This is a genomic window from Dokdonia genika (genome assembly GCF_042652845.1).
In the GTDB taxonomy this organism is placed as follows: domain Bacteria; phylum Bacteroidota; class Bacteroidia; order Flavobacteriales; family Flavobacteriaceae; genus Dokdonia; species Dokdonia donghaensis.
Genome location: NZ_JBHSHB010000008.1, coordinates 94,407 through 117,133 on the forward strand (window position 1 = coordinate 94,407; position 22,727 = coordinate 117,133).

The 22,727-nt window shown below is 36.6% G+C and carries 22 protein-coding genes; 13 read left to right on the top strand and 9 right to left on the bottom strand.

Annotated features, from left to right (window positions below):
• Positions 1–3: 3 nt before the first annotated feature.
• The 12 genes from ACFO5T_RS04345 (at position 4) to ACFO5T_RS04400 (ending at position 11,866) form a co-directional block, all read left to right on the top strand.
• Entirely contained in the window at positions 4–1,119 is a 1,116-nt protein-coding gene (locus tag ACFO5T_RS04345; RefSeq protein WP_380032359.1) for a glycosyltransferase, read from the top strand.
• Positions 1,110–1,679: an RNA polymerase sigma factor gene (locus tag ACFO5T_RS04350; RefSeq protein ID WP_021778305.1), complete on the top strand. Its 570-nt coding sequence runs from the start codon at positions 1,110–1,112 to the stop codon at positions 1,677–1,679. The genes ACFO5T_RS04345 and ACFO5T_RS04350 overlap by 10 nt, the downstream gene beginning before the upstream one ends.
• Positions 1,676–2,923, top strand: coding sequence for an Nramp family divalent metal transporter (locus tag ACFO5T_RS04355; RefSeq protein WP_380032361.1), 1,248 nt, complete (start codon positions 1,676–1,678; stop codon positions 2,921–2,923). Before ACFO5T_RS04350 ends, ACFO5T_RS04355 begins: the two co-directional genes overlap by 4 nt.
• A 63-nt stretch (positions 2,924–2,986) precedes the next feature.
• Positions 2,987–4,117, top strand: coding sequence for a tRNA guanosine(34) transglycosylase Tgt (tgt, locus tag ACFO5T_RS04360; RefSeq protein WP_021778307.1), 1,131 nt, complete (start codon positions 2,987–2,989; stop codon positions 4,115–4,117).
• On the top strand, positions 4,118–5,194 hold the full coding sequence (locus ACFO5T_RS04365) for an LptF/LptG family permease (protein WP_380032364.1): 1,077 nt from the start codon (positions 4,118–4,120) through the stop codon (positions 5,192–5,194).
• Positions 5,181–6,086, top strand: a complete 906-nt coding sequence (locus ACFO5T_RS04370; RefSeq protein WP_380032366.1) for a DMT family transporter — start codon at positions 5,181–5,183, stop codon at positions 6,084–6,086. Before ACFO5T_RS04365 ends, ACFO5T_RS04370 begins: the two co-directional genes overlap by 14 nt.
• An 80-nt stretch (positions 6,087–6,166) precedes the next feature.
• Positions 6,167–7,120 (top strand): acetyl-CoA carboxylase carboxyltransferase subunit alpha, encoded by a 954-nt coding sequence (locus tag ACFO5T_RS04375; RefSeq protein ID WP_375252055.1) that lies wholly within the window; start codon positions 6,167–6,169, stop codon positions 7,118–7,120.
• 167 nt (positions 7,121–7,287) lie between these two features.
• The gene (gene dnaB, locus ACFO5T_RS04380) at positions 7,288–8,844 is read left to right on the top strand and encodes a replicative DNA helicase (protein ID WP_380032368.1); all 1,557 of its coding nucleotides are present in this window, start codon (positions 7,288–7,290) and stop codon (positions 8,842–8,844) included.
• An 88-nt stretch (positions 8,845–8,932) separates the two neighbouring features.
• On the top strand, positions 8,933–9,403 hold the full coding sequence (locus ACFO5T_RS04385) for a hypothetical protein (RefSeq protein WP_380032370.1): 471 nt from the start codon (positions 8,933–8,935) through the stop codon (positions 9,401–9,403).
• An 86-nt stretch (positions 9,404–9,489) separates the two neighbouring features.
• Entirely contained in the window at positions 9,490–10,071 is a 582-nt protein-coding gene (locus ACFO5T_RS04390) for a hypothetical protein (protein ID WP_380032372.1), read from the top strand.
• Entirely contained in the window at positions 10,068–11,330 is a 1,263-nt protein-coding gene (locus ACFO5T_RS04395) for an asparagine synthetase B (RefSeq protein ID WP_298347738.1), read from the top strand. Before ACFO5T_RS04390 ends, ACFO5T_RS04395 begins: the two co-directional genes overlap by 4 nt.
• Before the next feature lie 5 nt (positions 11,331–11,335).
• Entirely contained in the window at positions 11,336–11,866 is a 531-nt protein-coding gene (locus tag ACFO5T_RS04400) for a DUF922 domain-containing protein (RefSeq protein ID WP_380032374.1), read from the top strand.
• Between the two features lie 201 nt (positions 11,867–12,067).
• On the opposite strand, the gene ACFO5T_RS04405 is transcribed toward ACFO5T_RS04400, so the two are convergent.
• Positions 12,068–12,604 carry a DUF2911 domain-containing protein gene (locus ACFO5T_RS04405; RefSeq protein WP_021778315.1) on the bottom strand — a complete coding sequence of 179 codons (537 nt, stop codon included), beginning with the start codon at positions 12,602–12,604 and terminating at the stop codon, positions 12,068–12,070.
• A gap of 251 nt (positions 12,605–12,855) precedes the next feature.
• On the opposite strand from ACFO5T_RS04405, the gene asnB reads away from it, so the two are divergent.
• Positions 12,856–14,526 carry an asparagine synthase B gene (gene asnB / locus ACFO5T_RS04410; RefSeq protein WP_380032376.1) on the top strand — a complete coding sequence of 557 codons (1,671 nt, stop codon included), beginning with the start codon at positions 12,856–12,858 and terminating at the stop codon, positions 14,524–14,526.
• A 148-nt stretch (positions 14,527–14,674) separates the two neighbouring features.
• Here asnB and ACFO5T_RS04415 read toward each other — a convergent pair whose 3' ends face one another.
• From ACFO5T_RS04415 to ACFO5T_RS04450, 8 genes are all read right to left on the bottom strand, one after another.
• Positions 14,675–15,232: a carboxymuconolactone decarboxylase family protein gene (locus tag ACFO5T_RS04415; protein ID WP_380032378.1), complete on the bottom strand. Its 558-nt coding sequence runs from the start codon at positions 15,230–15,232 to the stop codon at positions 14,675–14,677.
• A 70-nt stretch (positions 15,233–15,302) separates the two neighbouring features.
• Complete coding sequence (locus ACFO5T_RS04420) at positions 15,303–15,866, bottom strand: TetR/AcrR family transcriptional regulator (RefSeq protein ID WP_380032380.1); 564 nt, start codon at positions 15,864–15,866, stop codon at positions 15,303–15,305.
• A 75-nt stretch (positions 15,867–15,941) separates the two neighbouring features.
• Positions 15,942–16,427 carry a MepB family protein gene (locus ACFO5T_RS04425; protein WP_380032382.1) on the bottom strand — a complete coding sequence of 162 codons (486 nt, stop codon included), beginning with the start codon at positions 16,425–16,427 and terminating at the stop codon, positions 15,942–15,944.
• Between the two features lie 77 nt (positions 16,428–16,504).
• Positions 16,505–16,816, bottom strand: coding sequence for an immunity 53 family protein (locus tag ACFO5T_RS04430; RefSeq protein ID WP_021778320.1), 312 nt, complete (start codon positions 16,814–16,816; stop codon positions 16,505–16,507).
• Between the two features lie 10 nt (positions 16,817–16,826).
• Positions 16,827–17,342 (bottom strand): NUDIX hydrolase, encoded by a 516-nt coding sequence (locus tag ACFO5T_RS04435; RefSeq protein ID WP_380032385.1) that lies wholly within the window; start codon positions 17,340–17,342, stop codon positions 16,827–16,829.
• A 289-nt stretch (positions 17,343–17,631) separates the two neighbouring features.
• Positions 17,632–18,726, bottom strand: coding sequence for a hypothetical protein (locus tag ACFO5T_RS04440; protein WP_380032387.1), 1,095 nt, complete (start codon positions 18,724–18,726; stop codon positions 17,632–17,634).
• Positions 18,723–19,181, bottom strand: a complete 459-nt coding sequence (locus ACFO5T_RS04445; protein WP_380032389.1) for a response regulator — start codon at positions 19,179–19,181, stop codon at positions 18,723–18,725. The genes ACFO5T_RS04440 and ACFO5T_RS04445 overlap by 4 nt, the downstream gene beginning before the upstream one ends.
• Positions 19,162–22,605 carry a hypothetical protein gene (locus tag ACFO5T_RS04450; RefSeq protein ID WP_380032391.1) on the bottom strand — a complete coding sequence of 1,148 codons (3,444 nt, stop codon included), beginning with the start codon at positions 22,603–22,605 and terminating at the stop codon, positions 19,162–19,164. The genes ACFO5T_RS04445 and ACFO5T_RS04450 overlap by 20 nt, the downstream gene beginning before the upstream one ends.
• Between the last annotated feature and the right edge of the window lie 122 nt (positions 22,606–22,727).

Genomic DNA, 22,727 nt, shown 5'->3' on the forward strand with positions numbered 1-22,727 from the left:
CTATTGGAACAATTTTATCCCGCACTATTTTATACTTTAATAGGAGTCACGTTTGTAAACGTGGCTTTTTATGTTTTCTACTGGTTGTTCGCTTTCGCGAAAGCGTCTCAAAAACCAAATAAATCATTACCACCAGTTTCTGTTATTATTTGCGCAAAAAATGAATCGCAAAATTTACAAAAGAATGTCTCGTTCATTCTTGAACAAGATTATCCAGAATTTGAAATTATACTCATTAACGACGCCTCAAGTGACGATACAGAAGAGGTAATGGAGGCCTATGCTCTTGCGCATAAAAATGTACACCAAGTTAATGTGGTCAATAACGAAGCCTTCTGGGGTAATAAAAAATATGCGCTCACTCTAGGCATAAAACGAGCTAGTTATGCACATATGATATTTATAGATGCAGACTGTGTGCCTGCCTCACCACTGTGGCTTAGACATATGGCAGGCTCTTTTGTAGCTAAAAAAGAGATCGTACTAGGGTACGGAGCATATCAAAAAATAAAGGGGTCATTTATAAATAAACTCATTCGTTTTGAAACTCTAATGACCGCCATACAGTACTTTACTTATGCAAAAGCCGGTAGACCTTATATGGGTGTAGGGCGCAATCTTGCGTATACTGCAGCTATATTTTATGAGCAAAAAGGGTTTATAAGCCATATGAAGATTAAAAGTGGAGATGACGATCTGTTTGTAAATCAAGCAAGTACTAGAAAGAATACAGCGTTACAATACCATCCAGAATCTTTTACAATAAGTACACCTAAAACCTCTTTTGATGCCTGGATTACTCAAAAGCGTAGGCACATAACTACGGCTAGTCATTACAAGTTTCTGGAGAAATTTTTATTGAGTCTTTTTTACGTGAGCCAGTTGTTATTTTTTATGGTAGGTATAGCAGTACTTGCTACAATGTACAAGTGGGAGTTCGTTCTTGCAGTTATAGGAGCACGATATTTTGCGGCCTGGCTTGCAATAGGTTTTAGTGCTAGAAAACTAAGAGAGAAAGACGTGGCTTATTTTTATCCTATATTTGAGATGGTACTTGTATGCGTGCAATTAAGTATCTTTATAAGTAACCTTATCTCAAAGCCCACTAAGTGGAAGTAACTCCAGAAAAAATTCAACTTGAAATTAAAAGAGCAAAAGCTGGAGAGCAAAGTGCTTTTAACTTCTTGCTCAACTCCTTCTGGAGTGAAGTGTATGGCTTCCAGCTCAAGCGTACAAGAAATGCGTATGATGCAGAGGATATAACAATACAGACATTTTCAAAAGCATTTTCAAAAATAGATACTTTTAAGGAGGAATATAAATTTGCTACTTGGCTTATTGCTATTTCTAAAAATATTCAAATTGACATTCTTAGAAAGAAAGAGTCCTCAATACGCTCTAGAATTTCTGATAGTGACCAAGAACGGGTTTACAAAGTTGCAGACCTTAATCCCTCGCCAGAAGATGTACTCATTAAAGAGCAAAACCTAGCACAACTTTTAAGTTTTGTGAAGATGCTCAAGCCTCATTATCAGGAGATGATTAATTTACGTTATTTTCAAGAGATGAGTTATAAAGAAATGGCAGAGTATCTAGACGAACCTATGAGTAATGTAAAAGTGAAGCTACTACGTGCAAGGAGGCTACTTGCAGATATTATAAAAAAAACTGGGCATTGAAAGCTGTTCCTTTTAAAAAGCTGGGCCCCGGTTTACTATTTGCTGGTGCGGCCATAGGTGTATCTCACCTTGTGCAAAGCACAAGGGCAGGTGCAGATTTTGGTTTTGGCCTACTATGGGCTCTTTTTCTAGTTAATATTATTAAATATCCTTTCTTTCAGATGGGGCCTCGTTATGCATCTGTTACTGGTAAAAGTTTGCTTGATGGATATTATAAGCTCGGTAAACCAGTGTTGTGGGTATATTTTTTTTTAACCCTAGGCACAATGTTTACCATACAGACGGCTGTAACGATTGTCACGGCTGGTATAGCGGTCCAGTTATTTGGTATTTCTAATGATATTGCGGTTTGGAGTGTAGCAATTACGCTATTATGTGCTGCTATTTTAGCAATAGGGAAGTATAGAATCTTGGATAAACTAATGAAGGTTATCATCATTACACTAACTATAAGTACACTGTTTGCGGTTTTTTTCGCTTTTCGCGAAAGCGTAACAAATCAAGGTACTGGCACCACGACAGATTTAATCCAACTACTTCCTACAGATGGTGCGGCAATTGCTTTTTTAATCGCCTTTATGGGGTGGATGCCGGCGCCGCTGGACATCTCTATATGGCACTCGCTATGGACACTTGAAAAAAGAGATAAAGGTGAGGAAGCAGTGCGTAATTCTATTTTTGATTTTAATGTGGGGTATGCAGGTGCTGTGGTGCTGGGTGTTTGTTTTATGACGCTAGGAGCTCTTGTGATGTATGGTAGTGGCGAGACATTTTCATCAAAAGGAGGCATTTTTGCCGGCCAGCTTATTAATATGTACACGGCAAGTCTGGGTACTTGGGCAACCGTACTTATAGGCATAGCGGCCTTTACAACTATGTTTAGCACCACACTTACTACGCTAGACGCCTCGCCTAGAGCGCTAGAAGCAACCACTAGATTGCTCGGTATTGGGTTTAAAAAGAAAGGGTATCTTTTCTGGCTTTTTGTACTCATATTGGGTACTTGCGTTATCTTATTTTTCTTAATTAGTGAGATGGGGGTCTTAGTAAAACTGGCTACAATTCTTTCTTTTCTCACGGCTCCGTTTTATGCAATCTGTAATTACCTTGCTTTTAGAGATAAAGAGATTCCGGAGGCGTATAGATTATCTCTGGGTATGCGGGTGTTGAGTATTGTGAGTATTATAGCCTTAGTAGGTTTTAGTATTTGGTACGTCATTACGCTGTTTTGGTCACTGGCATAACTTGCCATTTTAACTATTGCTCAAGTGCGTGTATTTACTCGTTTAAAACTATCTTTGCGCCTTATGCAATTTGACTTACTTACTACAGATCCTGCTTCAAAAGCGAGAGCGGGAAAACTTACTACAGATCACGGTGTTATTGAGACACCTATTTTTATGCCTGTTGGTACCGTTGCTTCGGTAAAAGGGGTGCACCAGCGCGAGTTGAGAGAAGATATAAATCCAGATATTATACTAGGTAATACCTATCACCTTTACCTACGTCCCAAAATGGATATCTTACAGCGCGCAGGGGGATTACATAAATTTATGAACTGGGATCGCCCTATCCTTACAGATAGTGGAGGGTATCAAGTATACTCGCTTTCTAATAGACGTAAAATTAAGGAAGAAGGAGTGCGTTTTAAGTCACACGTAGATGGGTCTATGCACCTTTTTACTCCAGAAAATGTGATGGAAATACAGCGCCAGATAGGGGCAGATATTATGATGGCGTTTGATGAGTGTACACCATATCCTTGTGATTATAGGTATGCAAAACGCTCTATGCATATGACTCATAGATGGCTAGATCGCTGTATTAATCATTTTAATAAAATACCTGCATTATATGGTCACGAGCAAGCACTCTTCCCTATAGTACAGGGAAGTACGTATAAAGATTTACGTGCACAGTCTGCAGAGTATATTGCAAATGCTGGTGCTTTTGGAAATGCCATAGGTGGTCTATCTGTAGGAGAGCCAGCAGAGGAGATGTATGGTATGACAGAGGTTGTAACAGCTATCTTACCTGAAGAAAAACCTAGATACCTTATGGGTGTGGGTACACCTATAAATATTTTAGAGAATATTGCCTTAGGTGTAGATATGTTTGACTGTGTGATGCCTACCCGTAATGCACGTAACGGTATGTTATTTACCGCTCACGGTAGTATTAATATTAAAAATCTCAAATGGGAAGACGATTTTTCTCCTATAGATGAGATGGGTATTACTTGGGTAGATACAGAGTATAGTAAGGCTTACTTACGTCACTTGTTTAAGTGTCACGAGTTATTAGGTATGCAAATTGCTACTATACATAATCTAGGATTTTATATGTGGCTCGTGCGTGAGGCAAGAAAGCATATTTTAGCTGGAGATTTCTCAACTTGGAAAGAGAAAATGGTTAAACAAATGGATAATCGTTTATAATTGAAAATATTAGATTGGTATATCGTAAAGCGTTACATCGGGACATTTGTCACGATGCTTGTACTATTTATACCTATAGGGATTATTGTAAACCTTGCCGAAAAGATTGATAAAATTCTGGCAAACGAGGTACCCTTTGGAGAAGTAGCCTTGTACTACCTTAATTTTACAATCTACTTTGCAAATCTGTTATTTCCTTTATTCTTATTTCTCTCGGTGATATGGTTTACCTCTAAGCTGGCAAACAATACTGAGGTGATAGCCTTTTTAAGTAGTGGGGTATCTTTTACACGCTTCTTACGTCCTTATCTTATAGGTGCCACAGTAGTGTGTGCAGGAGCTTTTGTAATGGGAACCTACCTAGCACCGCGAGCAAATAAGGGCTACAATGAGTTTATCTTTGAGTATCTCAAAAAGAAAAAAAACGATAGAGACACTAGAGACGTTTATAGGCAGATAGATGCTGGTGATTATATCTACGCGAGTAGCTTTAACCCGCGCACAAAACGTGGTCGTAATTTTACTTGGGAGCATTTTGAAGGTAATAAAATGACCTATAAGATGAGTGCGACTCAAATAAGATTTAATGAAGAGGATACTACCTATACACTTTACGGTTTTAAAAAACGCATTATAGGAGAAGATGGTGATGTGCTTATAAAACAAGCAAAAATAGACACCTCCTTTGCGTTTGACATAGATGATCTAACCCCAGTTGAGTACATAGCAGAAACACTTAACACACCAGAGCTTAGAGAATTTATAGCAAAAGAGAAGGCAAGAGGGTCTTCATACATAAGCCGTTATGAGGTAACGTTACAAAAACGTTATAGTCTACCTGTAGCCGCATACATACTCACAATTATAGCAGTAGCCGTAAGTGCAATGAAGCGTCGTGGAGGTATGGGTATCAACCTCGCTTTTGGTATTGTGTTAGCCTTTGTATTTATATTTTTTGATAAAGTTTTCGGAACACTAGCAGAGCAGTCAGACTTTCCGCCGCTGGTAGCAGTCTGGACGCCTAATATTCTATTTGCAATACTTGCAGCATACCTCCTCCAAAATGCAAAACGATAGACTCAAAGCCTATTTACATTTTCATCTCATAGTTTTTATCTGGGGCTTTACAGCCGTACTTGGCGCGCTTATCACTATAGATGCAGTGCCACTTGTATGGTTTAGAATGGGGCTCGCCAGTTTATTTATATTTATCTATATAAAAGTGCGCGGTATCTCTCTTGCGCTTTCGCGAAAAGCGTTACTGGGTTTCGCTATTGCAGGTCTGGTCATTGCCATACACTGGCTTACCTTTTTTGGAGCAATAAAGGCGTCTAATGTATCTATAACACTGGCTATGATGAGTACTGGGGCCTTCTTTACAGCCTTGCTTGAACCTATTTTTTATAAACGAAAATTAATCTGGTATGAGCTTCTCTTTGGAGGAATTGTAATAGCTGCTTTATATATGATTTTTGAGGTTGAGACAGCATATCGTACAGGGATATTACTAGCCTTACTGTCTGCTTTTTTATCTGCTGTATTTACCTTGATAAATGGGAAGTTTATTGAAAATCATAATCCTACTAAGATCTCATTTTATGAGTTACTTATAGGTACAGCTTGCATCACTTTATATTTTGTCATAGCACAGCCAGCTACTTTTTTTTCTATGGAGTTTTTTAATCTCCCTACGATGGACTGGGTCTACATAGGCATACTAGCCTCTGTATGCACGGCTTACGCATTTATAGCTGCCGTAGCTGTGATGAAGCATTTGAGTCCATACACTATAATGCTTACTATAAACCTAGAGCCTGTTTATGGTATCTTACTAGCCTTTATAGTGCTGGGAGATGCAGAACAAATGAGTACAGAGTTTTACTACGGAGCCATAGTTATTCTGGCCGTGGTAATCGCAAATGGTATCTTAAAAAACACTAAAAAATTCAAGGCTGTTAAAGAGGCTTGAGTCTCTTAAGAAAACCATTATATTTGTAGACTAATCCTAACCGAATATATAGTGCTGTATAGCACCATAAAACCCTGAAGATGGAATATTTAGATTTCGAATTACCCATTAAAGAGCTTGAAGAACAACTGGAGAAATGTGCCTTAATAGGGCAAGAAAGCGATGTTGATGTAACCCAGACTTGCAAGCAAATAGAGAAAAAACTAGCTGCTACCAAAAAAGATATTTATAAAAACCTTACAGCCTGGCAACGTGTCCAGCTGTCTAGACACCCTAACCGTCCTTATACATTAGATTACATAAACGCCATCTGTGGAGACACTTTCTTAGAGCTACACGGAGATCGTAATGTAAAAGATGACAAGGCGATGATAGGTGGCCTAGGTAAAATAGACGACCAGTCGTTTATGTTTATAGGGCAGCAAAAAGGTTATAACACAAAAACACGCCAGTACCGTAACTTTGGTATGGCAAACCCAGAAGGATATCGCAAGGCATTACGCCTTATGAAAAGCGCCGAAAAATTTGGAGTACCTGTAGTATCTATTATAGACACACCAGGAGCATACCCAGGTCTTGAAGCCGAAGAGCGTGGTCAAGGAGAAGCAATTGCTCGTAACATCTTAGAGATGACACGCCTTAAAGTGCCTATCATCGTTGTGATTATAGGTGAAGGAGCAAGTGGTGGAGCCTTAGGTATAGGTGTAGGAGATAAAGTATTAATGCTAGAAAATACGTGGTACTCTGTAATATCTCCAGAGTCTTGTTCTTCTATATTATGGAGAAGCTGGGAGTTTAAAGAGCAAGCTGCAGAGGCGCTTAAGCTTACTGCAAAAGATATGAAAAAGCAAAAAATCATAGATGAGATCGTAAAAGAACCACTAGGTGGTGCTCACGCAAATCGTCCTGAGACTTTCCTTAAAGTAAAAGATTCAATTCTGAAAGCATTTGATGAATTTAAGAACTTATCACCAACAGAATTAGTAGATCAGCGTATGGAAAAGTATTCTCAAATGGGAGTCTTCAAGGGCTAACAAGACCTTTTTCACTTGATGCCATAATCCGCACTTTGTAAGTGCGGATTTTTTTACCCTTATTAACAATATTTTCAAGTTATTAACAGTTGCATTGTTAATGACCTGTGAGTACTACGCTTTCGCGAAAGCGTAACTCGCATAACTATTTTTTTACATTCGTAGCTATGGAACAAATCAAGCCAAAACCAGCATATAATACTTCTAAGGGTCAGGTAATTAGCCTTGAGAAAGGAAAAATACCACCACAAGCACTTGATCTTGAGGTAGTTGTGCTGGGTGCGCTTATGATTGATAAGAAGGGTGTAGATGAGGTTATAGATATCTTATCACCAGAGGTTTTTTATAAAGAACAGCATAAACACATCTTTGAGGCGATACGCGTGCTCTTTGAAGAAGGGCAGCCAGTAGACTTATTAACCGTATCTGAGCAGCTCAAGAAAATGGCAAAGCTAGAAGCGGCTGGAGGTGATTATTACCTTATACAACTTACTCAAAAAGTAGCCTCTTCTGCACACATTGAGTACCACGCACGTATCATCTTACAGAAGTTTATACAGCGATCACTTATTAAAATCTCAAACGAGATTATAGAAGAAGCATATGATGAGACCACAGATGTTTTTGACCTACTAGACACTGCCGAGACTAAGTTATACGAGGTAACACAGGGTAATGTAAAGCGTAGTTCAGAAAGTGCGCAGAGTCTCGTAATACAAGCCAAAAAGAAGATTGAAGAAATTGCAAACCAAGAGGGACTCTCGGGTATACCTACTGGTTTTCATAAGGTAGATGAGCTTACCTCAGGATGGCAACCATCAGATTTAATTATCGTGGCGGCTCGTCCAGGTATGGGTAAAACGGCTATGACCCTTACGATGGCTCGTAATATGGCGGTAGATCAGAATGTGCCTGTAGCCTTCTTCTCCCTGGAGATGTCTTCTGTACAGCTCATCACACGTTTGATCTCGTCTGAGACGGGATTGTCTTCTGAGAAGTTACGTACTGGTAAACTAGAAAAGCACGAGTGGGAACAGCTTAACGTAAAGGTAAAGAGCCTTGAGAAAGCACCACTATTTATAGATGACACACCGTCGCTTTCTATTTTTGACTTACGAGCAAAGGCGAGACGTCTAGCATCACAGTTTGGTATTAAAATCATAATGATAGATTACCTCCAGCTTATGACGGGAGGATCTGCAAATAAAGGCGGTGGTAACCGTGAGCAGGAGATCTCGATGATTTCTCGTAACCTTAAGGCACTTGCAAAAGAACTTAGTGTACCTGTAATCGCACTATCGCAGCTATCGCGTGCGGTAGAGACGCGTGGTGGTAGTAAACGACCACTACTGTCTGACCTGCGTGAATCTGGAGCGATCGAGCAGGATGCAGATATTGTATCGTTTATTTACCGTCCAGAATATTATAAAATAGAGGAGTGGGATGATGAGGAGCGCAGCCCGACAGAAGGTCAAGGAGAGTTTATCGTGGCTAAACACCGTAACGGGGGTCTAGATAACATCCGTCTTAAGTTTATTGGTCACCTAGGTAAATTTGATAACCTAGACGACTTTACAACACCGTATGAGTTTGCAAGTAGTATGAACGCCGCTGCAAATGATGATACCTTTAATCCTAATGCGCTACCTAGTGCAGATGACGCCTTTGGCGGCCCAGCACCAGGACTACCTAGTGAAGAAGAAGATGACGGGGTTCCATTTTGATTTCAGATGATTAGTCTCAAAATAGGAGTTGATTCTTTTAATAATCTTTTCGATAGTCAAAGATATTTTTGAATGTAATAAACGATGTATGTTATTTGATAAAGAAAATAATAAATTTCCTTATTCATCAAGTCGCAAAAGAGCAAGAGAAAATGCTGAGCTGCACGAAAAAGAATTAAAGCATAAAATGGAATCAAGTAGGATTACTTTGAAAAGTATTTATGTGCTTTTTCTATTTCTTTTTATTTTGGGATTTATAATATGGGGTGTAGATAACTATAACATCAATTATTTTTTAAAAAATTCTCAACGAACTAAAGCTAAGGTATTAGATGTAGTTCAACATCGAGATTTAAATGCTTCAGGATGGGGCTCCGCAGCTTATGACTATTACAATTTGAATTTGCAATATGTTGTAAACACAGATACACTATCTGCAATTGTGAAATTCGAAACATATCAAAATTCTACTTATTTAAATGAGATACCAAAGATTGGCGATTCATTATATATACTATATGTAGTAAAGGAGCCTTCTAAAGTTCGTTTAGAAAATTGATACTCTATTATCCCGTCAGGATATTTTGTGGTATTCTTCTTGTCATAACAAATCTGTATTTTTAACGTTATACAATGAGCTACTAGATGAAGTATATTACCGTACTATTTTTATTTATTTCAGTGTCTGTTTTTGGACAGCGATTACAGCAAGGTCAAAAGTTATGGTCAGCAAGTAATCCCTTAGAAATAGCCAATTTTAAGATGAAAATAAATGATACAGAAAACGAGGCATTGTACAGCCAGTTTTCGATGTCATATCAGGTAAGTGGTTTTTCATTTTTGAGTAAAAATTTTAATCAAAAAATACTCAATATATTTCTTGGAGAGGCTTCTTGGATAAATGAGACTATTTTAGAAAATCAACAAGCGCAACTCGCATTTCAGCAACTGCAGTTTGATCTTAGTGAAGTTTATACTAGGAAGTTTAGAAAACAGGCACTTATTGAGAAGAAAAAAGTACTCAAAGGTTTTGATCACCTTCAAGTGATTAGTAATAAATTAATGTCTGAGTTTTCTCAAGAGCGGGCACTTCTTATTAAAGAAACGGAAAGTGGTCGTAATACTCAAAAACTATCTGAATGGAAGGAGCGAATACAGGGCAAATTGAATGATTTAAATGAATTTCGATATGAGAATAAGAAAAAAATTAAAATAGCAAGACCTTGAATAAAAGAAATCTATTATTGTTTTTCCTTGTGCTGAATTTCGCTTTCGCGAAAGCGTCATACATCCTCATACCTATGGATGTAGAGACACAAAAGGAACACCTCAAAGCCTACGGGATTACCTACTGGTCACTTAATAAAAGCCAGAAGGTAAAATGGTTACTCAACTACCGTGGCGGATCATTTTTATTACCAGATACAGAGGAGGTACGCCGTGAGTGCACCATACGTGGCGTCTCTTATGAGGTACTCTCAGATAGTCAGACCGAAAAGATTCTTACAGAGATTGCGAGTCCATCGCAAAATATGGAGGCTGTCGTATTAGAAAAAGCACCAAAAATTGCCGTTTACACACCAGATAGTAAAGTGCCGTGGGATGATGCCGTGACGATGGTACTTACTTATGCAGAGATTCCTTATACGACTATATATGATAAAGAGGTGCTAAGCGACCAACTCATATTATACGACTGGTTACACTTGCATCACGAGGATTTTACAGGCCAGTTTGGAAAATTTTACGGAGCCTACAGAGCAGCACCTTGGTACATAGAAGAAAAGAAAGCCGCCGAAGCACTAGCTGCCGAGCTAGGGTATAGCAAAGTGTCTGAAGAGAAGCGAGATGTTGCTTTAAAAATACGTGACTACGTAGTGGGCGGTGGTTTTATGTTTGCAATGTGTAGCGCGACAGATAGTTTTGATATTGCACTAGCTGCAGAGGGTGTAGATATTTGTGAGCCTATGTTTGACGGAGATCCTAGTGATCCTAGTTATAGCTCAAAGATTGATTTTAAAAAGACCTTTGCTTTTAAGAATTTCACCCTAGAGCGATCGCCTACTATGTATGAGTTCTCATCTATAGATATGACTCGTAAACGTAAGATACCTTTTAGTACAGATTATTTTACGCTCAAAGATTATAGCGCAAAGTGGGACCCTATCCCTACAATGTTATGCCAGAACCATACGGCACTAGTTAAAGGATTTATGGGGCAAACTACGAGTTATGACTCAGAGGTTATAAAATCTAATGTGCTCGTGATGGGCGAAAATCTTACTAATGGTGAGGCACGCTACATACACGGTATAAAAGGTAAGGGCTTCTTTACATTTTATGGAGGGCACGACCCAGAAGATTACCGTCACCGCGTGGGAGACCCAAAAACAGAGCTTGAGCTTCATCCTAACTCACCTGGGTATCGTCTTATACTTAATAATGTATTGTTTCCTGCGGCTCGTAAGAAAAAACAAAAAACCTGATTACGTTGTTACGCCTAGTCTACATACTGTGTGCTGTTGCACTTATGGCTACTGCAGATGCTCCAGAGCGATTTGCGTGGAGTGAGACACGTGCCTTGCAGTGGTCAGATTTTAAAGGATCACCGGGTACGCTAGATGGCTGGGCAGCTAGTTCTAGTACGGGTATGAGTCAGGGGTATGCTTCAAATAGTCAAGGCTTTTTAGATAAAAATAGCATTACCGTAACCGCACATTTTTATCCAGAATACTCGTGGGTGCGACATAAAGAAAAAACAAAACACCTGCTCGCACACGAGCAAACACATTTTGATATTACAGAGGTCTATGCTCGTAAACTTCAGGCACGCATTGCTGCCTATAACTTTACAGAAAACGGCCTAGAAGAAATTAAAGCTATTTACCAAGAAGTAGAGCAAGAGCGCATTGCTACCCAAAAGTTATTTGACAAAGAGTCTAACCACTCTATAGATCATATGAAAGAAGTACAATGGGAGCTTAGAGTAGCTAGATGGCTCGATGGCAACTTTGAAGAATAGAGTACTAAATACTCATTCTAACGCATAAAAAAACTGGATTCTCAATTTTTGAGAATCCAGTTTTCTGTTTCTTAGCCTAAAGCCTAAAGCCTAAAGCCTAAAGCCTAAAGCCTAAAGCCTAAAGCCTAAAGCCTAAAGCCTAAAGCCTAAAGCCTAAAGCCTAAAGCCTAAAGCCTAAAGCCTAAAGCCTAAAGCCTGTTTTTAGTTGTAAAAAGGTACTTCTACGCGTGCATTACCCCACGCCATATGTAAGTGAGCACCTTTATCTTCTGGAGTAAACTCCATACCAAAATACTCTATAGACTCATCTTCCATAGTAACTGGTACAGTGATACGTGCTACATCATTTTCTGGTTTGTAAAAGTAAGACCCCCATACATTAAGGTCTGAGCTTAAGATTACCGTCCACTCATTACCATTAGGCATTGCATACATTGTGTATGTTCCAGCTTTTACCGGTGTCGTACCTAGTTTCATATCCTTATATAATGTCACCTCTACAGCTTCATTTGCTCCTAGTCTCCATACTTTTCCTTCTGGAGCAAGTTTAGAAAGCTCACGTCCTTTAAGTTGTGGTCTACTGTAAGTTACTTTAATATCTTTATTTGCTTCTTTATAACTTGTAGGGAAAGCCGCTTGGTCCATAGGACTCTTGTCTACTTTAAAATCTTGAGCATTAAGTGATGGTGCTGCAACAAAGGCAAGAGCAACCATCGCAGTCATAAGTACATTTTTCATAGTTAATTAATTTTTGTGTTAAAAGCCCTATAAGGCCTTGGGTTATACTGTAAAGTTAAGATGTAAGTCGGCAATATTTATTAAAACTTTCAAAATGTTTTTAAAGTACGCTTTCGCGAAAGCGTATACCTATACATTTACATACTTACATCACATATAGTTACAATTTGTAACCATAAGTGATGTTTGTGTTTTATTAATGAAAGTATAAGTGCATCTTTGACTTATCAATAACAAATAAAACAAGTATTATGTGTGGAATTGTATGCGCCTTTGATCTAAAGGAGAAAGCCGAAGATTTACGCCCCCAATTATTAGAAATGTCTAAAAAAATTCGTCATAGAGGACCGGATTGGAATGGAGTTTTTAATAATGATAATGCGATAATGACTCACGAGCGTCTCTCTATAGTAGATCCCGCTTCTGGAAAGCAGCCTTTGTTTTCAAAAGATAAAAGCCTTGTGCTTGCGGCAAATGGGGAGATATACAATCACAAAGAGCTGCGTGAGCAACTTACGGGTGACTATGAGTTTCAAACAGCATCAGACTGTGAGATTATACTCGCGCTTTATAAAGAGCACGGTCACGATTTTTGTGATATGCTCAACGGTATTTTTGGGTTTGCACTCTATGATGTAGAAAAAGATGAGTACTTCGTAGCTCGTGATCATATGGGTATCATCCCTTTATATATGGGATGGGATCAACACGGTACTTTTTATGTAGCCTCAGAGCTTAAAGCACTAGAAGGTGTATGTTCAAAAATAGAATTATTTCCTCCGGGACACTATTATTCTAGTACAACGGGAGAGCTTACTCGCTGGTACACCCGTGACTGGATGGAGTATGATAATGTAAAAGATAATGAGTCTAGTATAGAAGAGCTACACGACGCCCTGGCAGCCTCTGTAAAGCGCCAGCTTATGAGTGATGTACCTTATGGGGTATTACTCTCTGGAGGTCTAGACTCCTCTATTACTAGTGCCGTGGCAAAGCTATACTCTGAGAAGCGTATAGAGTCTGGTGATAAAACCGGAGCGTGGTGGCCACAGTTACACTCTTTTAGTATAGGGCTCAAGGGGTCCCCCGACCTTGCGGCTGCTCAAGTAGTGGCAGACCATATAGGCACTGTACATCACCCTATAGAGTTTACCATACAAGAAGGGCTAGATGCCATAAAAGATGTAATCTATCACCTCGAGACCTATGATATTACTACCATAAGAGCCAGCACCCCTATGTACCTTATGGCAAGAGTCATCAAGTCTATGGGAGTAAAAATGGTACTCTCTGGTGAGGGTGCAGATGAGATTTTTGGCGGGTACTTATACTTTCACAAAGCACCTACGGCAAAAGATTTTCACGAGGAGACCGTACGTAAACTAGACAAGTTACATATGTATGACTGCCTTCGTGCAAACAAGTCACTTGCTGCCTGGGGTATAGAAGGACGTGTACCCTTTTTAGACAAAGAATTTATGGATGTGGCGATGCGCCTCAACCCAGTAGATAAGATGATTACCAAAGAACGCCGCAGTATGGAAAAATGGATTTTACGTAAGGCGTTTGAAAAATACTTGCCAGAAAGTGTAGCCTGGAGACAGAAAGAACAATTTTCTGACGGTGTAGGCTACTCTTGGATAGACACACTTAAGGATGTGGTAGATCAAGCGGTAAGTGCTACCCAAATGGAAAACGCACACCACCGTTTCCCAACGCATACACCACAAAACAAAGAAGAGTTTTACTACCGCAGTATTTTTGAAGAGCACTTCCCAAGTGATGCTGCAGCGCTTTGTGTACCATCTGTACCTAGTGTGGCGTGTAGTACACCTATCGCACTAGAGTGGGATGAAGCATTTAAAAATATGAACGACCCATCGGGTAGGGCAGTAGCCTTTGTGCACGATGATGCCTATTAAGACTTTTGTTTTATTAGTTTAATTGTAAAGAACCCACTTGTAATGAGTGGGTTTTTTTATGCTTTCGCGAAAGCGGACTCATACCCATAAAATAAAAAAGCCTTAGTAGGGACTAAGGCTTTGAAATCATTAAGAGGGGGAGCGGTATTTATACGGTCTCGGCTTTCCAAGCAAATTTTTGGAAAGGCTCATCTACTGGCGTATTTGCGATGTGGTTTGTGTAGTTACTTATCACCTTTTGAGAAAGACCCAAAATGATATCTAGTACTTGTCTCTCACCATATCCTGCAGCATAAAATGTATCAAGATCTTCTTGAGTTACATTACCACGGTTACGAGTTACTGTAAGTGTGAAGTTACGTAGTGCCTCAAGCTTCTCAGACGGTAAGGTAGTCTTGTTGCGTAGGGCATCTGTGATGGCAGCGTCTACCTTCCTCATATGTGCAATCCCTGTGTGTGCTGGCACACAGTAGTGACACTCGTGCTCTACATTAATAGTTTGCCATACCACGGTAAGCTCATCATTATTAAAAGAAGACTCACCAAATAATTTGTGAAGTGTCTGGTAAGCCTCTAGTAGTTGAGGTGACTCAGCGAGTACGCCGTGTAGGCCTGGTACCATTCCAAAAGCTTTAAGAGATCCCTCCAGTAAAGGTTTACTTTCTTGTGGTGCAGAGTCAATGTCGTGAATTTTTAAAGTAGTCATAATTTTTCTTTTTTCTAGTTATTGTTAATTATATCTAAACAATCGTTTAGTTTTAGGTTAAAAAAAACCGTTACTGGTTTTTAAATATGTTTTCTATATAATGTGATAATTGTTCTTGTGTAAACATCCTTGTGGCAGATGAGAGTCCAAACATTGCGATAAGCAAGTAATCTGCCTGGGCTGCAATTTCTTGCGGCGTCTTAGTGCCATCTTGTGCAATGATGCTTGCAAATATGGTTTTAATCTCACCGGTAAAACTCGCTAGTGCATCCTTAATACCTTGGTCTGCATCTGGGCCTATCTCGTTTGCCGTATTTGTCACTAGGCATCCTTTACCGTACTCGGTCTCTTTGGTAAAAGCTATAAAGTTGTAAAAGTATTCCTTTATACCTGCTACACCTTTTTGTGTTGCCTTGAGCTCCTTTACAAGCGTGTACAGCTTCTTTTTATAACAAGCAATGCTCTCTAAAAAAACACCGTTCTTACTGCCAAAGCTTGAGTAAATAGAAAATTTATTAATCCCCATTTCCTTTTCAAGCATTTGCATAGAGGTACCTTCATAGCCGTTACGCCAAAAAAGGTTCATCGCTTTCTCGATCACCAGGTCTTCTCTATATGCTTTTTTTCTTGCCATACGTGTATTACGGCACAAAACTAACCACTCGGTTAGTTATTGTCAAGTTTTTAACGTTTATTTAGTTTTTGGTGTCTAGAAGTGGTGTGCTAGTCTTGTAAGATCACTAGCGTTATCTAGCTTGTAAAAATGGGGTGCTTGCCACTTTTGTGTAGCAATGGCTTGCTTGCTCGTAGGTGTGTCCCAAGGAGGGTAGACTCTAAAACCGCGCTTACCTTCTTTGTGCGCTGTGCTTACCATCGCCTTGTCACGCAATAGGTCTTTTGTAAAAAGAAAGACGCCGCTCTCGGTATCACTATTTGCATAGATGATATAGCTGTCAAAATGGTCATCTATATGAAAAGGAGCGATGGGTGCTGTGCCCTCTCTTTTCCAAAAGGTTACAAACTGCCCTACTTTTTTGGGTGTTTGCTTTGCCTTTCTGTAGATGAAGTTCTTTTGCCCAACTATAAAGCTGCAACCCTCATACACGTTACTCTCTGCATCTTCTGTATACTGAGACAGCATTAAATGATGCGGAGCAAAAAACCGGTCTATAAGTGTGCAGAGGGATGGATGCATTTATCAGTTAGTTAGCTTGTAGCTGTTTTTATGGTCTGGGTAAATGTAGCAGGTGACACTACTATATCTACTTTTCTTTACGGCTCGATGCCTTCTATCTTCTCAATGGTTTCTTTAAAGAGCCCAAGTAAAAACTGTAGTTTTTGTGCATCTCCAGAGGCGCTGAAGGTTTTATCTTCAATCTTTACACTATACCAGTCGTTTTTATTTTTCTCGTTAAGTATTTGTGGGATAGCTAGTGTAGCCAGTGAGGTGTTAGATACATCTATCTCTACTTCCCAACCGGGGTTATCTGTGGTGTTTATTTGTATGGCTTCGCCTTGCTCCCAGGTGCCGTCACAGTTGTTTAAAAACCACTGTTGTATCCAGTCTAGTATGGTATCATTCATAAGGTGTGTTTTATAAGGTCTTTGCAATGTGTTTGAGTAAAAACGTCTCGCGCTCTATACTCATCCCTTTTTTTGAACTCGTTGCTATGGTATGCTCATTATGAGCAATGGCCTCTTGTATGGGGATCCATACGGCTTTCATCCCGTTGCTCGTCTCATAACGCTCTAGGCTCGCAGTACCCAGTTCTTTATGTACCTCACAGGTGTAGCAGTAAGAGATGATATGCTGTATATCGTGCGTGGGTTTATACCACGGTCTATACTCCTCATAGATACCGAAGGGTGTGATGTTTGTAATACCTAGCGCTCCCGTCTCCTCACGCAGCTCGCGTAGCATCCCTGTGATGTGGTCTTCACCCTCATCAAGACCACCGCCAGGCAGGCTGTAATCTTCATAACGCGCGGTATACATAAGCAGTATGTGATCATCTTGCATCGGGATGCTCCTTGTGGTAAGCCGCTTGATGATAGACTTGCCTTCTAGGCTTGTGATATCTGGGTGATAATGTGTCTTTAAGTGTTGCATTGCGGTAGCGTAAGTAGCACGCAAAAATACCTACTTATTTCGCTTTTTGCGGCTATAAAGGTCGTAAAGTATGCAGTACTATGATTACGCTTTCGCGAAAACAAAAAACCACCTGTTCCTTTGGAGTGGGTGGTTTTTTTAGGTTGTTGAGTTTATTTTGAGTTCAATTTTTTTGGACAGTTGCTTTGTGCCGAATATTTGCTAGCGTTGGCAAGATAGACTCATTTGCAATTTTTGGATTATTGATAGTTGTTGCCCTATGCAAATGTATATGGCTTTGAGCATTAAATTATTTCTTTAGATACTCTATCATCTCTGAAATTAATTTATGAAAATTCTGAAGTGTTTTTGTTTTTTCCTTAATATCCATATCTAAAATATGCTTGACTACTTTTTCTTTAGCAGATAATTTGAATGTTTTTAGGTAAATTAATTCATCTTCACTTAATCCGATTCGATTAATATAATCTTTTAAAGTCTCTTCCCATTTATTCCAGCTTTTTGGGTCTTTTAATAACTCATCCATCTTATTACGTTCCTCTAACCAATCTTTTGTTTCGGCATATTTCCATAACTCGGGAGGGTATAATTCTTCTAAAGTTATGGGGATAATCAATCCTTTCTGGAAAATTGGAATTGTATTTTTTGCGTAATCTGGTCTTAGTTTGAATATTTTAAAAGAGCTTGCACCAGCGCTATCAGGTTTGACTACCCTATTAATTTCAGTAATTGCGTTAATACCCGCTTGGTCACCATCAAGTAATCCAATTGATTTAATTAATTTTCCATCATAATCTTTATTTAATGAATTTGCCCAAACAACTATCTGATTAGCAACCCAACTTGCACCAGCACTTCTTTGGGATTTAATTTCTACTTCATTAATGAACTCAGGTTTAAAAAGTTGAATAGCTTCCTTTATTATAATTGCATCTGATGGCCCTTCAACTATTATGGTTGTTTTTTTTTCTTTATATAAATCACTAGTGAAACGAATACTTCTTTCTGTGTGTTCAATTATTTCTGTCAGGTCAGTAATCCATTTAGAATCATTGAAAAATAATAATTTCCATATAGAAGAAAAATTACTTTTATACTCTTCAAATTGAGTGATTCCTACAATAATTGTAGGTGTTTTTAGAGTATTATTCCGAGTGATTTCTCTTAATAATAATTCGCCGCCATTAGGCACTGGTTCTTGATTTGGTCTTATTGGCAACAATAAATCTAAAATAAGTAAGTCATATTTTATTTGTTTTAGCTGTATTTGTGCGCTAACACTATCTATAACTGTGTCAATATTGAACTTTTCAGAAACAGCTTTTATAACATTTACAATTTTTGCAATTTTATCATTGTTATCATCTACAATTAGGATATTCATACTTTTGTCATATAGGATTTAATAAGCAAATCTAATTCAGTTTTCCAATTGTCTTCTCTAGTGTTGTAGTATGCAACACCTTTGTATAGAGATGGGAATTCTTCAGAAAGCAACTTATTTAGGTGTTGTAAGGTTACGGATGTATCACTTTCTCCAAAATCATCAAACATTGTAATTAGAACAGTGTCAATAGGTTTTTTTTTGCGAGTAATCTCTTTTAATATTTTATATCCACCAAATTTTTCAAAATTACCTCCAGATTCATTTATGCTTTTATCCCAGGTAGGAATACTCATATCAAGAAGTAATAAATCGTATTTAACTTTTATAAGTTCTCTTAAACCACTTTGATATGATTCTTTTATTACAAGACTTGAATAATTGTAGAAAGTTAAAAGAAATTCTTTGACATCTTCTATCTTCTTTTTATCATCTTCAATTAATAGTATTTTCATTATATTTTTCTGTTTCGTATATCCTGATTTCCAAACTTATTGAGATATTTAGATTATTTTTCTTTATTTCGTAATCAAAAGCGCAATTTTTCATTTGCATATCTACAGCTAATATTCGTCTGATTTTATCAAATCCACTACCGCCTTCAATGTTTATTTTTGAGTAATCATCTCGATTCTCCTCCCAATTTGTTTTAACCTCTTTTAAAGCTGTTTCAATTTTGTCTATTATTTTGGAATCAAAATCATTAGAAATAGAAATTTTCAAAATTTTATCATCGATTATTTTAGAGTTAATTGCAACATTTCTTTTTGACTTAACTAAACCAGAATGCTTTATAATATTATCCAACAATATTCTAATTATGTAAATAAGATTAGTTGTGCCACTTGCAAATGGTAAATTAGTTTCTTCTTTTATATTTGCAATTATATTTTCATTCGGATAAATTGTATTTGTAATTTCAAGTGAAGTTTGAATAATTGTTTGAACATCTAATACTAAATCGGAAGATGGGTTTGAAATATTGAACCATTCAGATATATTTTCTAGTTCATTGATAATATCTGTTTGGCATTTAGAAATAGAACTTGTAATGTCAATAAAGGATTCTTCCTTTATTATAGTTCTTATTTTTTTATCAAAAGAGTTAATAAGTTTAATGTATTCGTCTTTAATGTCATTTTTTAATATTTCTCGTATCTCTCTTAATTTAATTTCTATTATAGCTTCTAGGTACTCAAAAACAAAGTTTAAAAAGGAGGTGTGTGTATTAATTGAATTTTTTGATTCTTGAAATAAATATGCTAGAGTTTTGTTTTCAAGACTGAAATCAAAGAATGCATTTTTTCTTTGATTATTTTTTTCAGTTTTTATTTGAATCAATTCTCGAATAATATATTCTGTAAAATTGTCTATTTGCTTAGAGAACTCTTTTATTTCATTTTGGATTTCACTTTTTTTATCATTTAAAGTGTGTGGAGTTTTATTTAACCAAAATTCATTTTGAATATATATATCGTTTTTTTTTTGTGATACTAAATAATAAGACTCAAAAACACTTCTGATATGGTTTAGGAAAGTTCCGTGCCTTATTCTGGTACTTAAGTAACCATCCAATCCAAAATCTTTACTTAAAATAAATTTGTCTCTTAAATCTATAAACATAGTCTTAAATGAGATAAAAGCAGGGTCGTTTATGTTGACTATTTTATCTCTCATAGATTTATCTTCTAAGGTGCTAAAGTAATCGTTAAGCATTTTTGAAGTTAAGTCTAAAGATTTAATATTATGATTGTTTGAGAAAACAACTAATTCTTTGAATCTCAAAAAGTTGTCCTTTATTTTGTTCTCTTCTTTATTTTTTATTTGTTGCGTGTTAATTGTAATTCTTCCTTTATTTACTTCTCTTATTGCTTTTCGAATTTTAGTTTTTTGAGTTATTTCTGTAATCTCCTTGATGTATTCTGTTTCATTATTTGTATCAATAGATAATAAGTGTTTTAATATTTCGATTCTTTCATTTTCAATATCATCTGTTCCTTCAAAGTATAAAGAATGATGCATAATGTCTATATTACAAACTTCTTTTAAAAAGAATACTAATTTGCTCTCTTTTATTTTAGACGAGAATAATTGAATTGGCCTTTCTATATTCTTGCTTTCAAGAAATTCATCATATTTTACATACTGCTCATATATATCTGGCGTTGAAATAAAAAAGAAAATAGGTAAATCAATTGTATCTATTTGTGTGTTATGATCTTTTAAAATACCTAAAAGACTATCGTTACTTAATCCATTAACTAAGTTTTTGTTTTCAAAAAAGCTATCCACATATAGAGTTAAAGCTTTTTCAGTTTCCTTTTTCGAGATGTAAATATTAAAAAGCATTTCAATTATTTCTTTTTTAGTAATAATTGAATGTTGATTTGAATTTATTATTTTTTCTAAATTGTCTAGGGCCAAATGGTTGTCATTTGAATTTAATAAAGCTTTTACATAATAAAGTTCTTTTTTTGCCTTAGAAATATTCTTTAATTCAGCTATATTATTGTAGTTTCCTTGGCTAATAGCTATATTTATTTGGGCAGAAATATTATCAATTCTTTTAAAATCTGAGATTGTTTTATTAATAATACTTAAATCTAATTTTGAAATATTGTTTAATATCTTAGGATTACTGAACTTAGAATTAAGCACATAATGTAATTGATGTATATTGTTTACATTATTAAGATTAGCTTCTCTACTAATCACACCAAAAAGCTGTTTGCCAAAATTAAAAGAAAAGTACTTTAATGATATTTTTAAAATATCCTCTATTGAAGAGTTAAATTCATTATTTACAGAGAAAATATTGTGAAGCTTTAATAGTATTTCATTAATATTTTGAGATATATTTAAAGGTTGAAATTCTAATTTTTCTTCAATTATTGATTTAACGTAAATAACGTATAACTCAACAATTGATGGATGCTTCTTTAAAAGATTAGTAGTGTCTTTTATACATTTTAAATATTCACCTTTGCTATAACAGTCTACAATACTAATATTTTGGTTACTTAAAGGTAGTTGAGTGTATTCCTCAGAAAGCAAGTTCATTAGTTGTTTAATCCTTATGTCTTTTGATATTTTTTTTGATAAGTCTTTTGCTACTGAAAGTAAGAAATCATTTTGCCCCAAGGGTACAAGCTCTATTAATATATCCATTAATAAATTGTACCTATCAATTATAGAGGAAACACTTTCTATGTTAATTAAAAACGAAAAATTTTGAAAACCCGTGTATCCTGGGTATATTATTTTAAAGCATAAATATTCTTGTAATAATTCATTAGTGCCTTCAATAATACTTTCAAAGTTGTTCTTATATCTAACATAGGAAAATTTGTTTTCTGCTTTTTTACTACTCTGTTCAATCAAAAATTGAGAAAGTGGATCTTTGGTGTTTTTTAAATAGTCATCTAATAGCAACCAGTTACTTTCAGTTCCTAATTTTTCTTCAGTTAATAGTAACCTATTTTCTGCACCCCAGATTGAAAAGCATATTTCTTTTTCAATCTTATTCAATACTTCTTCAGATTTATCATATTGATTTAATAAAAATGAATTTTCATACTCTTCTTTTAATTCAACATATTTATTTATTAACTCTGAATTCTCAAGTATAGAATCAACTAACCAAGCAATTTCAGTTTGTATATTTCCTGAATGCGGTACAATATTGTTTTTCCTTAAATCAGAAAGTGATTTTGGCAGAGGCGTAGAACTTAGAGCATATCTGCCAAAAGGATGTTGTTTAATTCCTTTTATGTTTTTTTTGAATTCATTGTAGTTTGAATCCATTTTTAATTTAGCTAGAAAATGTTGTTTATTCGTCTTTGGATGGAATAGTGTTTTTTTTATTTCAGTGTTATTCATTTTCTATCAATTGGGAATGTACGTTAGTAAAAACAGCTCTTTTATTTTTTTAAGTGTAGGCTCTTTATGGCTGGAAAAATATATATGCTGTTTGTGCGGTTGGTTATTTTAGTTTAATAAGT

Coding starts and splice junctions, on each gene's coding strand:
- tgt (WP_021778307.1), top strand. CDS start 2,987: ATGCAATTTGACTTACTTACTACAGATCCTGCTTCAAAAGCGAGAGCG.
- ACFO5T_RS04370 (WP_380032366.1), top strand. CDS start 5,181: ATGCAAAACGATAGACTCAAAGCCTATTTACATTTTCATCTCATAGTT.
- ACFO5T_RS04375 (WP_375252055.1), top strand. CDS start 6,167: ATGGAATATTTAGATTTCGAATTACCCATTAAAGAGCTTGAAGAACAA.
- dnaB (WP_380032368.1), top strand. CDS start 7,288: ATGGAACAAATCAAGCCAAAACCAGCATATAATACTTCTAAGGGTCAG.
- ACFO5T_RS04385 (WP_380032370.1), top strand. CDS start 8,933: ATGTTATTTGATAAAGAAAATAATAAATTTCCTTATTCATCAAGTCGC.
- ACFO5T_RS04390 (WP_380032372.1), top strand. CDS start 9,490: ATGAAGTATATTACCGTACTATTTTTATTTATTTCAGTGTCTGTTTTT.
- ACFO5T_RS04405 (WP_021778315.1), bottom strand. CDS start 12,604: ATGAAAAATGTACTTATGACTGCGATGGTTGCTCTTGCCTTTGTTGCA.
- asnB (WP_380032376.1), top strand. CDS start 12,856: ATGTGTGGAATTGTATGCGCCTTTGATCTAAAGGAGAAAGCCGAAGAT.
- ACFO5T_RS04415 (WP_380032378.1), bottom strand. CDS start 15,232: ATGACTACTTTAAAAATTCACGACATTGACTCTGCACCACAAGAAAGT.
- ACFO5T_RS04420 (WP_380032380.1), bottom strand. CDS start 15,866: ATGGCAAGAAAAAAAGCATATAGAGAAGACCTGGTGATCGAGAAAGCG.
- ACFO5T_RS04425 (WP_380032382.1), bottom strand. CDS start 16,427: ATGCATCCATCCCTCTGCACACTTATAGACCGGTTTTTTGCTCCGCAT.
- ACFO5T_RS04430 (WP_021778320.1), bottom strand. CDS start 16,816: ATGAATGATACCATACTAGACTGGATACAACAGTGGTTTTTAAACAAC.
- ACFO5T_RS04435 (WP_380032385.1), bottom strand. CDS start 17,342: ATGCAACACTTAAAGACACATTATCACCCAGATATCACAAGCCTAGAA.
- ACFO5T_RS04440 (WP_380032387.1), bottom strand. CDS start 18,726: ATGAATATCCTAATTGTAGATGATAACAATGATAAAATTGCAAAAATT.
- ACFO5T_RS04445 (WP_380032389.1), bottom strand. CDS start 19,181: ATGAAAATACTATTAATTGAAGATGATAAAAAGAAGATAGAAGATGTC.
- ACFO5T_RS04450 (WP_380032391.1), bottom strand. CDS start 22,605: ATGAATAACACTGAAATAAAAAAAACACTATTCCATCCAAAGACGAAT.